This is a genomic window from Leptolyngbya sp. ST-U4, from assembly GCF_039962215.1.
Classification (GTDB): domain Bacteria; phylum Cyanobacteriota; class Cyanobacteriia; order Elainellales; family Elainellaceae; genus Leptolyngbya_A.
This window is the reverse complement of record NZ_JAMPKZ010000001.1, coordinates 1,180,330-1,193,092: the sequence shown is the minus strand read 5'-3', so window position 1 is coordinate 1,193,092 and position 12,763 is coordinate 1,180,330. Positions and strand designations below refer to the sequence as shown.

Annotated in this window: 11 protein-coding genes and 1 pseudogene; 3 read left to right on the top strand and 9 right to left on the bottom strand. The window is 50.8% G+C overall.

Features of this window, described 5'->3' with window-relative positions; translation table 11 throughout:
• Positions 1–172 precede the first annotated feature (172 nt).
• The 8 genes and pseudogenes from NDA02_RS05230 to NDA02_RS05195 all read right to left on the bottom strand — a co-directional run bounded on the left by NDA02_RS05230 (position 173) and on the right by NDA02_RS05195 (position 7,647).
• Positions 173–697, bottom strand: a complete 525-nt coding sequence (locus tag NDA02_RS05230) for a GrpB family protein (protein WP_190790735.1) — start codon at positions 695–697, stop codon at positions 173–175.
• A 283-nt stretch (positions 698–980) separates the two neighbouring features.
• Positions 981–1,202, bottom strand: a pseudogene (locus tag NDA02_RS05225) (hypothetical protein).
• Between the two features lie 128 nt (positions 1,203–1,330).
• The gene (locus tag NDA02_RS05220; RefSeq protein ID WP_190790736.1) at positions 1,331–2,011 is read right to left on the bottom strand and encodes a cold shock and DUF1294 domain-containing protein; all 681 of its coding nucleotides are present in this window, start codon (positions 2,009–2,011) and stop codon (positions 1,331–1,333) included.
• 401 nt (positions 2,012–2,412) lie between these two features.
• The gene (locus NDA02_RS05215) at positions 2,413–2,988 is read right to left on the bottom strand and encodes a TMEM175 family protein (RefSeq protein WP_348254507.1); all 576 of its coding nucleotides are present in this window, start codon (positions 2,986–2,988) and stop codon (positions 2,413–2,415) included.
• Between the two features lie 128 nt (positions 2,989–3,116).
• Positions 3,117–3,938: an endonuclease VIII gene (gene nei, locus NDA02_RS05210; RefSeq protein ID WP_348254506.1), complete on the bottom strand. Its 822-nt coding sequence runs from the start codon at positions 3,936–3,938 to the stop codon at positions 3,117–3,119.
• A 170-nt stretch (positions 3,939–4,108) separates the two neighbouring features.
• Positions 4,109–5,014, bottom strand: a complete 906-nt coding sequence (locus tag NDA02_RS05205; protein WP_348254504.1) for a hypothetical protein — start codon at positions 5,012–5,014, stop codon at positions 4,109–4,111.
• A gap of 56 nt (positions 5,015–5,070) precedes the next feature.
• Positions 5,071–5,670: a DUF1517 domain-containing protein gene (locus NDA02_RS05200; protein ID WP_348249560.1), complete on the bottom strand. Its 600-nt coding sequence runs from the start codon at positions 5,668–5,670 to the stop codon at positions 5,071–5,073.
• 396 nt (positions 5,671–6,066) lie between these two features.
• Positions 6,067–7,647, bottom strand: coding sequence for a protein kinase (locus tag NDA02_RS05195; protein ID WP_348254502.1), 1,581 nt, complete (start codon positions 7,645–7,647; stop codon positions 6,067–6,069).
• Between the two features lie 691 nt (positions 7,648–8,338).
• Between NDA02_RS05195 and NDA02_RS05190 the strand changes: the two genes are divergently transcribed.
• From NDA02_RS05190 to NDA02_RS05180, 3 genes are all read left to right on the top strand, one after another.
• Positions 8,339–9,682, top strand: coding sequence for a hypothetical protein (locus tag NDA02_RS05190; protein ID WP_348254500.1), 1,344 nt, complete (start codon positions 8,339–8,341; stop codon positions 9,680–9,682).
• Between the two features lie 136 nt (positions 9,683–9,818).
• Entirely contained in the window at positions 9,819–10,232 is a 414-nt protein-coding gene (locus tag NDA02_RS05185; RefSeq protein WP_348249557.1) for a hypothetical protein, read from the top strand.
• Between the two features lie 87 nt (positions 10,233–10,319).
• A complete protein-coding gene (locus tag NDA02_RS05180) occupies positions 10,320–11,477 on the top strand; it encodes a hypothetical protein (protein ID WP_348254499.1) in 1,158 nt (385 codons plus the stop codon).
• An 83-nt stretch (positions 11,478–11,560) separates the two neighbouring features.
• Here NDA02_RS05180 and NDA02_RS05175 read toward each other — a convergent pair whose 3' ends face one another.
• Positions 11,561–12,727, bottom strand: a complete 1,167-nt coding sequence (locus NDA02_RS05175; protein ID WP_348249555.1) for a pyridoxal phosphate-dependent aminotransferase — start codon at positions 12,725–12,727, stop codon at positions 11,561–11,563.
• Positions 12,728–12,763: the final 36 nt, after the last annotated feature.

Sequence of the window (12,763 nt, the reverse complement as noted above, 5' to 3'; positions counted from 1 at the left end):
AGAACTGCTTGCTCTCAGTAATTTCAAAAGAACTTTGCTTTGAACTTAACAGGATATATTCAAGCCAATGCCTTGACCGAATATGTAAAGCCGTCCAACAAGGTGATGAAGCGGACAGGCGAGAGATCTTGATTGGGTTGCTAAAGTTACTTGCCACCGCTTATTTTGGTCGTTAGCTGGCTAGCTGTTGTCGAGCTTTTTGCATAACAGACTCTATGTACTCTGCTTTGCCCACTGTGTATGCTTCTCGATCGCTCGAAAAGCGTTGGGCAAGATGACGCTTCAATTGTGCATACCGTGCCGCTTCGTCTGAATGCTTGCAAAGATAGTCTCGAAATATCAAACGCTCCCACAGTACACTGTCTGGCTCAACCATATGGATATGATGAGTGCGTGGACTGTTAGGTGGTAGACCCTTCACAAAAAACATCCGTTGAGGGTCGGGATTATCGAACCAGTAAGCATAGCTCAAGTGTTCTAGCTGAGAGACAGCAACTTGCTTTGCTTCTGCAAGGGAGCGTACCCCTACCAATAAATCAATAATGGGTTTTGCAGCTAACCCGGGTACTGCCGTGCTGCCAAAATGCTCAATGCGAGTGATGAGATCTCTATCTACAACCGTCCGAATACGTGCAGATTCCTGTTCAAAAAGTAGCACCCAGTTTGGGTCATACTCAGTGATGACAACTTCATCCATTGGTCTACTTCATCCATTGGTCTGCAAATTGTCAAGGTGGACTCAACTAACCTAATAGGTCTAGGAAAATTTTACAGGCTTTATGTAGCATTACATAGCGCTAGATGTCATCTAACTGATAGCAGCTTCTTGTGAAGCCCTATAGGGCTGAATAGTTAGTGCGATCAATGGAGCAAGTTCCTAAGAAACTAAATCTAATCCAGTGTTAAAAGGCTCACTTGTCGCCGATTCGTTGACAGTTTCTTTCACCCTGAAGGTGCCTCAGCGCATAGATTGCTAACTTTTATTTAGAACTTTGATCTGTAACAATCGCCCCAGGCACTGAAACCTGACAACGACCGATCGCCTCCTGAGCAAACGCCTCTAATTTGCCGTCTTCAATGTCTTGCTCTATTTGCTCATCCCAGCGGTCTTAATCTAAATCAAGGAACCACAGCCTTAATTTCTCAAACTCAGCGGATGGCAATGAAAGAATTGCTGCTTCAATTTGCTCAAGGTTTGACATAGCCAGTTGTACCTCTCTAACCCGTGAGAGAATTATAGCTTCGCCGAAAAGGGTAGATACCCTGCATTTGTTGCTGGTAAGCCTTCCGATGAACCCCTCTTGAACATCGATAGATGAACTATTAACTGCTAAAAATAACTGTTAAAAATTGCTGTGATTAGTGTTCTATTCAGAAACAGCCAATCTACCCAAAACGCAAAATGGAGTGCGACGATCGCCCAAAAGACGATCTGATACGAACGCTTAATATTCTTATGGTGCAGTCTACGCTGGGCAATAAAGCCACCCAACCAGCCGCCCATCAGTTCGCACAGGTGCAGTGTCCGCTCTGGAATTCTGCGGTCTCCGCATTTCGCACGCGACTTATCATCGGCGTAGAGGGCATAGGTCACTAGGCTCATGACAGGATAAAGAGCAAGCGGGATGGGGATAGCGGTTGACCACGCAAAATGGAGTGAGCCAATGACGGGTAGACTTGATAGCAGCAATGTCTCTAAAACAGGGAAAGGATAAACAGGGAAAGGATATTTGTTCCCAGCATTGGATGTCGCCCTTCCAATTGAAGATGCGGAGCGGGAATGAGACGTGCGCCTTGCTCCTGCGATGAAAGCATTACAGGCACGAATTTTTCCATCTTCAGTAACAACGTGATAGTAGATTGTGTCACCTACTTTTGGACGACGAGTTGAGTCTTTTAGCGCAGAAATATGCACAAAAACTTCTTGGCTCCCATCAACAGGTTGAATAAAGCCAAATCCTCGATCGTCCTTCCATTTTGTCAATTGACCGCTTTGTAAGCCAGATTTCATCGGGAGTCCTTACGACTGTCTTACAATTTACCCAATTGTTCTAATGACCTATCAAGAAAGTTGATCCTCACTGCCGCTGGCAATTGGGACAGGAATACGGCGACTAACATCTGACATAATTCCTTCCCCAAATTCCTACAAATTGATAGAACAATCAAGCTAGTACAGCAAGCGATTTTTGTCAGTCTAGGAAATTATTGCCATTTTGCTGGTGTATCCTCCTGGTGCTACCCCGACTTGCGTTTTTTCTCAGTTTTGCCAGTGAATAGTAGCTGAGCAGCCGAACTTTTATTTAGAACGTGACTCGCTTTGATTAATGACAATTGCCCCCAATACTGAAACCCGTCAGCGACCGATCGCCTGACGAGCAAGATCTCAGGTTTGAATATTAAGCACTTCTCTCAGGGAGTCAAAACTCGCTCAATGCGGCGATCGGGAATAAGCCACATCCCTGCAACTAAAACATACAGCAGACAGGCAAGCCATGAGTTTAAGAAGGAAAGCGAAATCGCCAGAGCATAGGTCACGATCGATACCTTGCCCTTGAAGTCTTCTCCAATCGCAGTTCCTAGTGGAGAATCTTTGCCGTGGGAAGCAATGAGAATGCGGGTTAGGATGAAGTAAGCGATCGCAGCAAGCAAAAGCACTCCGCCGTAGAAAGCAGACGGCACGGCAGCAAAGTGATTTTCGCCCGCCCAACCTGTGACAAAAGGAAAGAGCGACAACCAGAACAGCAGATGCAGATTTGCCCACAAGGTCTTGCCATTAATGTGCCGAACTGCCTGTAGCAAATGGTGGTGGTTGCTCCAGTAAATTGCGAGATAGATAAAACTCAGGACATAGCTCAGGAACACCGGAACTAAAGGACGCAGCGCAGCTAGATTTGCCTCATGTGGAATTTTTAACTCCAGCACCATGATGGTAATAATGATGGCAATAACACCATCGCTGAATGCTTCTAACCTCCCTTTATTCATGGTTTATGCGCTCCTTTTCTGCTTTTAGCAAAGTGAATTTAGATATCTTGTACCTTACCAGTCTTTTGCGCGTCCTTAAGTGCCCTCAACCACAAGCGGAAAAACCAATTGACCGGGAATGCTTTCCGTCACTGCTGTTGACAATTGGGGCAGTAATACAGCCTTCTTCCCGCTAGCATTTCTTTCAGGATCACCGTCCCGCATCGAAAACAGGGTTTGCCTTCGCGGTTAAAGACCCAATGGCGATATTCAGAGCGTTTTTTGCCTGCGGCTTTGAGCTGATGGACAATTGCTAAATCGTTCGTGATACCTTTGGTGACGTAGGATTGATGCGGCAGATCGATCGCGGCTTGAGCAAGGGCAGCAAGTTGGGTGGGGGAGCAGTCGATTGGGCGGTAGGAAGGCGGCACACGGGCAACAAACAGAATTTCGCTTCGCAGGTAGTTACCCAGACCACAGAGAAAACCCTGGTTCAGCAGCAGTCCGGGCAGATTGCGGCGAGAGAATTGCTTGTCTTTAAAGCGATCGATCACCTGTTCCATGGTGGTATCGGGATCAAGCACATCCACACCAAGGCGCGTCAAGAACGGATGGTACATGACTCCTTCCGGCGTGAGCACTTCGATATCAGATGCGCTGTAAAGCAGGGCGGATTTTTTCGCATTGTGAATCGCCAAACGCAACTGCCGATTGGTTTCGGGATACTGATGAGCACTGCGAATCACCCAGATGCCATAAAGCTGATTGTGGCTGTAGAGCGTTAGATCGTTATCAAATCGGGTCAGCAATGCCTTGCCCTTGGGCAACACCGAGAGAATGCGTCGATCGCGCAAAACTGCTTCGTAAGGCTTGAGATGCTCAAACGCAAAAAATACCTCAGTCACGGGATAAGGGACGATCGCCTTCGCAATCTGATCCGCCGCACGTTTGATTTCTGGTCCTTCTGGCATGGGCGAGCTAACTGCGCTAACGTTTCGATCGTACTGCTTGTCTTAGTTTTTCTGCCGCATTCGCTCACGAACTCATGAAAAAGCCCAGGAGAGTTAGACTGCACAAAGGCAAATCTATTTCTTTCCCAGGCTTTTCGGTTAAACAGAATTAGCTGAATCGAGTGATTGCTTTAGCGTCTTCTGGCACCACCTCTAAATCCACCGGAGCGGCGACCGCTAGTGCCAAAGCCTCGATTTCTGTTAGTGGGTCGCTGGAAGGTTGGCGTTGTGGTTCGGTTCGATCGTCTGAGGTTGCTAGAGCCATAGCCTGAACCTGTCGATCGATTTGCCCGTCTCAGATTGCTAGAGCCAAAACCGCCGCCTGTCGATCCGTTAGCGCGGCTCGTTCCGCGAACAGGAGCTGTCACCGAAGGGGTTCTGAGTTGTCCGGTCGTGCGAAGTGCCTGACGATTGCGAACTTCGATCGGCGGAGCCTGATAGCGGCGTTGATACTGATTGATTGCCGCCCCGTAACTGTTGCCGTAGCCGCCATAGCCCCTTAGCGGAATTCCGGGCTGATAAACGGGTGGGAAATAATAGGTGGGACGGAACAGCAAACTACCGAGAGCCTGTCCGGCTAACGCACCCGCAAAAGGAGTCCAGAAGCTAGATTCCTGACGAACCACGACCACTTCGGACTGCCCAGTTTCCGGGTTAGGCTGGGTTTCCGTCACGTTGTGAACGTACTCGATGCGAAAATCTTCGCTCAGATACAGGGCAGGGGTGCCATTCTCGACCTTGAGAAAGCTTTTTTGTCCTGCTTTAATTTGCTCATCGGTTAGTCGTGCCAGGGGCAAATTAGTGCTTCGGTAAATCGAGGGTTCACCGGCACGAGTGTTAAGCAGCATGACAGAATACTCGCCAATACTGTCGTCATAAGTTGCTTGCTGCACCGGGTACTCTCCGTCAGACAGATTGGTCTGGGGAGAAGCTTGCGGAGAAGCTTGCGGAGAAGTCTGGGTTTGCTGCGGAGCATCTGCCGTTGCATCAAAGGGAGCAGTGCAGGCTGCCGTAGTCCAAGCAAGGCTGAAAGTCATCGAAACGATCAAAAATTTGCGAAGCATACGCCTCAAAAATGAATGCAGGGTAATACTCATAGCGGCACCAGTTCTGGAAAGTTAAGCAGCAGTTGATCGTCAGTCAATTCATCGCCCAGACGCGCAGGCGAGAAGTGAACCTGAATTGCCCTCAATCGTCCAGCATAGTGCAAGTTAATCAGCGTCTTCAATCCGGTTCGGAGTGCAGTCATGTTGCCCAGATCCGTCTCCAGTGCATCTGCGGAGCCTTCATAAGCGACAGTCAGCATCACCACCAGATTTTCGGTGACAGGAATCAGCAAATCATCCTCTTCGGTATCTGTTTCGCTATCCCTTGCCGTGCCATATCGCTGTGCCGAATCCGTAAACAGCTCTGTCACGTAGTCGTCTGCATCACCTTCATCCCAAAACATATCGCCTTCGTTCGCTGCCGACTGCCAGTAGGTGTCATATTGCAGGAGGGATTCGCAAATCTGCACCAATCCTTCTCCCAAAACCTCCATCTCGCCTTCTGAATCCATTGCCTCCTGTGCAGCCTGATTTAACACGCCTAACAGCGGCGCAACTTCGCGTCCCGCCAGATGGATAAAAATCCGACAGACGGTGATTTGCGTTTTACCGCTCATTCGGTTAAGTCGATCGCGCCAGGAAGTCATAAGTCAATTGATGAGGACAGTTTGAGAGGTTGGATCAACCGAGAGAAAACACCATTTGCAGGAAACTCAGAGCTTTTCTAAAGTTCCCTTACGGCTCTTAATTACCGAATCAAATGACAGTGAATTAAATAAAAATGATTGACCCCTAATAACACCAACTTGGACGATAACTATTTCGCTAAATCTAAATCAATTTAATCTGCGAATTGTAAGGAAACCGTCTATCTATGGTTTAACTTGATTGCAATCCTTTGAGGGATACGGGAGCAATACGGATTTCCGCCTGCTTTTGGTTCATTCAGCTGGGATGGGATTGGTTGGCTGGGGTCAGGGAAATTGGGGAAATGGAGGGAGTCGAGGGGATTGAGGAAATCGAGCAAATTGAGGCCAGTTAGGCTACTGCATCTGGGGGAGTTTTGGAGGTGGGGCAGAGATTCTTTCAGGGGAGCGACCTTGGGGTGGGGGCGGTTCGGCGATCGATTCACTGGTCGGCTCACTGGGGCGAATGGGCTTTTCGATCGGGGGCGGTTCATCGATCGGCTGGTTGGAATTGGACTCTGGTGCAGGGGAAGGCGGGGCAGGAGACGCTTCGGGAGCAGGTGCAGGAGCTTCTGGCTCGTCAGGTGCAGGCGGTTCTGGAGGATCTGGCGGGGCAGGAGAGGCAGCCGGAGGTTCTGGATCGAGGGATTCGGTTTGGGACTCGATCGGAGATTCGACTGGGGTGGGGCTTGCCTCAGGCGTGGGGCTGGGGCTTGGGGTAGGGCTTGCCTCAGGCTCAGGCGCTTCTGTGGGCAGCGGAGAGACTTCACGCTCAGGGATTTGCTCAGCGGGTTGCTCTTGTGCGGGGATGGGCGCGGTTTCGATCGTCTCAGTTTGTGATGCAGGCGGAGTCCGCAACACCATTGCCAGGGCTGCCACCATTGTGCCCAAGAGGGCTGCCAATCCCACAATTGCCCAAATCATGCCGCTGGAAAGAGATCGACGCGAAGCATTTGCTCTGGGAACCGGAGTTGCAGCCACCGTCGCTGGACGTTTTGGAGCCACTGCAACCGTCGCTGCTGCCGTCGGAGAAGGAGGCTGAACGGGAGGAGCCGCAATTCGTCTGGGAAGGGCTTGCATGGCTGGATGAGATTCTGCCTGACCCGGAGGAAGCAGCTCAGGTACGGCAGCAGGCAGCAGGGCGAGCCACTGATCGATCGTCTCCGGGCGATATTTCACTTCTACTGCCATGCCGCGCATCACGGCTTGATTGACAGTCGTACTCAGTTCCGGGCGCAGTTCCTGGGGCGCAGGCATCGGCTGCCGATCGCGCAACACCGAGGCAACGGGAACCTGAGCCGTCAGCAGGGCATAGAGCGTCGCTGCTAAACCATAGACATCAGTGGCAGGGGTGCGTTTCTCCTGCGAAAAATATTGCTCGATCGGGGCATAGCCTGAGGACAGGAAGCTGGTGTGGGTCTGGGTGCGATCAGCGTTAAACTCGCGGGCAATGCCAAAGTCGATCAAGATGACCTGCTGCGTTCCTTCTTTCAGGATAATGTTGTCGGGTTTGACATCCCGGTGCAGCAGTCCGTTGGCATGAACGAGCCGCAGCGCGTCGCCGATTTGTCGGATGTAGTGAATGGCGATCGGTTCAGGCAGCGGGCGATCGGGAAAGACCACTTCTTGCAGCGTTTGCCCCGGCACATAATCCATTACCAGATAGGGCAGGCCATCTTCGAGAAAGAAATCGTTGACCCGCACGATATTGGTATGCAGGCAAAGTGCCAGCCGCCGAGCTTCATCCTGGAATCTGCGCCGTAGGGCATCAAACTTCTGCGGGTCGGGTTCCGCCAGCCCATTCAGGGTTTTAATCACTACTGTTTGTCCAAGCAGATGATGGGTTGCTCGAAAGGTAATGCCAAATCCGCCGTGCCCGACCACCTGATCGAGCGTGTATTTGCCGCCTTGCAGCCGTTTGCCAAGCAGTGTGTGCATCGCTTCTCTGTGACCTGACTTCCGCTCTACTGTACCAATCGATCGACCCAGACTAAACCGTACCTGTGAAAATCCTAGCTCTTTGCATCCTGGCTTCTACAGCAAAGCAACTTCCTTTTCCGTAAGAGTCTATAAGACATTGAGAGGAAATTGATCAGGCGCTGCTCAATCCTGCGATGAATTCTCCCCTCGACCCTTCAACTCCCAACCCTTCAACTCCTCAATCCTTCACGGGTGCAAAACCTTTCAACGCTCAAAGCCCCCCCGCATTAATTCCTTGAGGGGGCTGCCCAGCGATGTCAAACTCAACGGTTCATACTCTGATGCAGCTGATTCAGCTACGCCTAAGAAACAATAAAAACTTGTGCGCTGATGGTTTTACCTATTTACTTTTTCCGTTGCATGCAGTACAAAGGTACTATCAATAATGTACTGATGTACTACCACCCCTAGGACTGGATCTTACAGCGTAATTTGCACTGCTGCAAAACAGCTATAGAACCTTCGCAGTTTTATTTCGTGGTTTTGTCCTGTTTCTCTTGTCCTGTCTCTTTTGTTTTATTTTTTCAGCGATTTCGATTTAACGCCTTTTGATGACTGGTTTAATTCCCTATTTTTCTCGATCGCCTTTTGACGCTGCCTATTGCCCTGCTCCAACGTTTCCCTCTCCCAAAACTCCTGGATAAAGCTTATGAACGAATTGCAAGCCAAGATTAAAGCGATTCAAACTGAATTGGAATCGATTTGCGCGGATGTGAACAAGCCCCAGTCACGGTTAGTCGCTCTTGTTGAGTTGCCTGATATCGAGGCTCCGCTTGAACCTGCCACTACCGAACCTTTTGCCAATTCAAACCAACCCAAACGCCCCCCAGCGGCTATCTCTGGGTTTAAACCCGCAGCTCAAGCTGAGTTTAAACCTGAGTTCAAACCACCATCACCCGGAGTATCGCTGCCTCATTCTTCGTTACGTTCTCAATTTGCTCCTCCCGATCGTTCTCCCGTTCAGCCTCCTGTTTCTCAAACTCGTGTCCCTCAAACTCGTTTGCAGCAGACGGGTTTATATGAAACTTCGGTGCATCAAACGCAATTACCCAAAATTCAATCTAGCGTTCAATCCAGCGTTCAGGCTGGCGTTCAATCGGTGGCAGGGCAAAGCCATTCTGCCCAAAGCGATTCCGCTCAAAACGATTCTGTGAATGCAAACCGTTTGCAGCAGCCTGCCCAAACCCGTTTATCTGCCCCCATATTATCTGCCCCCATCAAAGATGCTCAGCCGCTGATTCGTCCCGCGCTTCAAGAGCTAAAAGCACAGGCAGAACAGATCAATCAGCTTTCCCAGACCCAGGAAACCGCCCTTCGCAGGCTCCAATCGATCGCTGCCCAAATCGATCGGGAACGGCGCAAAAGTCAGAGCAATGCAAACCCGGGTTCCTCTGAAGCCAGTCGCCCAACCCCAAGGCTATCTCTGCCGTTAGAGCAGCCCATTTCGCTCCCTTATGTTGAAAATCCGCAGGGACAGGTGAAGCTAGCGATGCGTGAATTGTCCCTTCAATCGGCTGAGCCAATGACACTGCAAATTCATGTCCCGATTGAGGCAAGCGATACGGCCGATGAAACTGCACAAATGCTGCGCCAGCGTCAAGAACGTCGCGAAACGCAGTATCAGGAAACGCAATATCAGGAAACGCAGTATCAGGAATTTCCTCCACGCCGCAGGTCTCGCAGACGCTTACCTTTATTAAAACGGCTCCGACGCTGGCTCTTTGCGAATCGATCGCACTCTGAAATCAACGAAGCTGTTCCTTTCACGCTGCACGAAACGCTGACCCTGTTGTTGGGTGCGGCTCTGACTCGTCTGCTGCTGAACCTGCTGCTAGAAGCCATGCCGCTGCTGGTTGTTCCGGTAATGATTTTGCTTGTGATTCCGGCAGCGATCGCCGTTCATCGAACCACAACCGCTCCGCAATTGGGCATTACCTGGGGCTATCGGCTCTGCATCATTTTGCTCGGTTTGCTGATTGGCGGCAGGCTGTAGCTCATGCAAATCAGTTAATGCAAATCAGTTAATGCAAATCATTTCTCTAGAGGTGCTATGAGTCTTGTCTTAATGGGAGCCGGATGGCTCGTGTTTGTTTTGTCTTGTTTCGTCTTGATGGCACGGGAGAACGGCAATGATGAAATCATCTAGTCGCACGAGAACAGGTTCTTCTGTGATCTCCATGCAGGGAATTGTAATTGCTGGCATGGTAATCGGGCTGGCTGCGTTATTAGTGGATGTGCAGCGCGTGGTTCCGTTCGATCGCCTCGCCCAGCGTCCTGAGAATTGTCAGGGAGAAGTCAATGAGAGCGTGGTGATTTCGAGAGAACAGTTAGCTCAGTTTCTGGCAATTTCTGAACGGGATACTAAAGCAAGAGTTGAGCAGGTTTTGCAGGCTCCCTACTGCCAATTACCTGGTCTTGAAATCCGTGCCGGAGCTGCCGCAGAACGTGCCGTCTATCCCCTTGCGTTCGATCCTCAAACCTGGCTGGTTGTCCTATATGAGGGTGACGAATACGCCGGATATCAGTTCCGGTTTCCGCACTAAATTTTTTTCATTCTCGTCTCATTCCTTTTCTCTGTTTCCTCTCTTTCCTCGCATTGATAATCGATCTTTGCTGATGCTCTCTTTGCTATGAAACACCTGACCTATCTACTGCTCTGGCTCTCTGTTCTTACCTTTGGTCATGCGGCTCATGCCACCGAAGCTAATTTTCTGACTGCAACGCCAGCAATCGCAACTTCTGCAACTGAAACTCCCGTAGCTGCGACTCCTGCAACCATCCTGCCTACAAACGGTGGGGATGCTCCGATCGGCGCACAAGATTCGCCAAGCCAAAATCTACCGTCTCCTCCACCGGCGGTAATTCTGAGTGAGGCAATTCCAGCTGAGGCAATTCCAACTGAGGCGACTTTTACAGATGGAAGCACTCCTGCCGATCGCCCCTTGCAAGAAAAACCAGCTCACAAAGATAACGGAGGAGGAATTGCCTTTGATACCTTTGACTCCCCCTTCAAACCTGCGCCGACTGCGGCTGCACCCACCCCGACTGCGCCTGTTTCTCCTGCTACCCCTGCCGCAACTCTAACGGCTGCGCCTGCTCTCAATGCACTCTTTGCCGGAAACGAAAATTCTCTGGTTGCCAAAGCAGTTGGCTCGGCTGAAGGAACCCGCACCCCTGACGGCTCACGTAACCCGGCTTACTATGGTCACACTGATCCGGGTAACGGAGTTTGGAACTTAGGTTCTTTCTCCTACCAGCACGCTGCCACCTCTCCCGAAGATGCAGATGCCAAACAGCTTGCCCGTCTTCGCAAACAGGCAGACCAAATTCTGCAAAAAGCCAGCGACAAAGGACTCGCTCTCACCCTCAGCGAGAAACTCAACGGTATTGACCTGGCAAATCAGGCTCCGCTTGCCGCACTGGGACAGCAGGGCTATGTGGATTGGCTAGCAGTCGCCAAATCAGAAGGGCAACCAGAAGCAGATGCAGTGCTATCTGCACGAGTCCGATCGTTTATTAATCCTCAAACCCAGCGATGGGATGCACCCGGTTTAGGCAACAACGAGGTGCGCATTACCCAAGATCAGGCACGACGGATGCAGGCGATCGATCGAGCCATTCTCGCGAATCAGCAGCAGATCGCCCAGATGACTCCGGCAAACTCTGGCGAAGACCAGCTCTTTTCCCAGCAAAGCGAATCACCCTTTACCGGGGTCGCACCCACTGTCGAGAATAAAGCGATCGCCGAAGCCCCTAACACCGACGGCATCCTCAACCTTAACCTCTAAAAACACCGATTAGAAGACATCAGAAACTACTCCCCAACTCCTCATCCCTTATTTCTCATCGCCTCATCCACCCATTCACCCCTCTACCCCACCAACTCCCTCACTCCCCGCACCAATCGCTGCATTCCCTCGATCGTCGTTTCCGGTTGCAGTGCGCCATAGCCAATGCGTAAATAACAGCCGTCGGTTAAACCAAAGGCAATTCCTGGCAACCCTGCCACTTGATAGCCACGAATCAGCCGCTCAACGGCAGTCATGGAATCTAGATCGGTGTGGAGTTTGAGCAAAAAGTAAAAGGCTCCCTTTGCCAGGGGCACGGTGCAAAGATCAGAAACGGTGGACAGTTCTTTGAGGCAGAGCTGCCTCACCTGGGCGATCGCCTGACGCTGCTGACGACAGTATTCTGCGCCAGTTTGCATCGCACCCCATGCTGCATATTGCGAAATCACCGGGGCACAGATCGCGATCGTGTCCTGGATTTTTTTGACTGCCGTAAACAGGTGCGCGGGAATCACCATATAGCCAATCCGCCAGCTTGCGAAGCCGTAGGACTTCGAGAGGCTAAACAGAGAAATCGTGTAGGATTCGCTATCGGGAATCGATCCGGGAGAAAAGTGAACGGCATCATCGTAGGTGAAATATTCATAAGCCTCATCGGTGATGTGATAAATGCCGCGATCGCGACACAGGGCATTCACCTGCCGCAAAGTTGCTTCGGGATAAACGACTCCGGTCGGGTTGTTGGGGGAAATCGTGACGATCGCCTTTGTTTTTGGCGTAATTGCTGCCTCGAGCCGAGCGAGATCAATCTGATAATTTGCGTCAGTGGGAACCGTCACGACCGCACAGTTCGCCATCTGAATCGCCATCTCGTGATTGAAATAAAAAGGCGTTTGCAGAATTACTTCATCGCCCGCATCTGCGATCGCCAGCAGCGCATTCACGAAACCCATATTGCTGCCAACCGTCACCACAATTCGATTCGCGTCTGAAGTTTCGATGCCGTTATCAGTTTTCAGCTTGCGGGCGATCGTCTCCAGCAGCGGCGGAATGCCCTCGATTGACTGATAGCGATGATTGTTGGGATTCGCAAGAAACTCGCTGATGCCCTCGATCGCTTGCGGTGGCGGCGGATAAAACACAATCCCTTGCCCCAGCGGAATCGTACCGGGATTGCTGCGAATTAAATCTCCAACGATTGGAATCACCGGAGACTGGACTGCCTGCATTCGCAAGGATTCTGTATTCATATTTTGCGCGGATTAAAACAAGGAGCGATCGTGCGT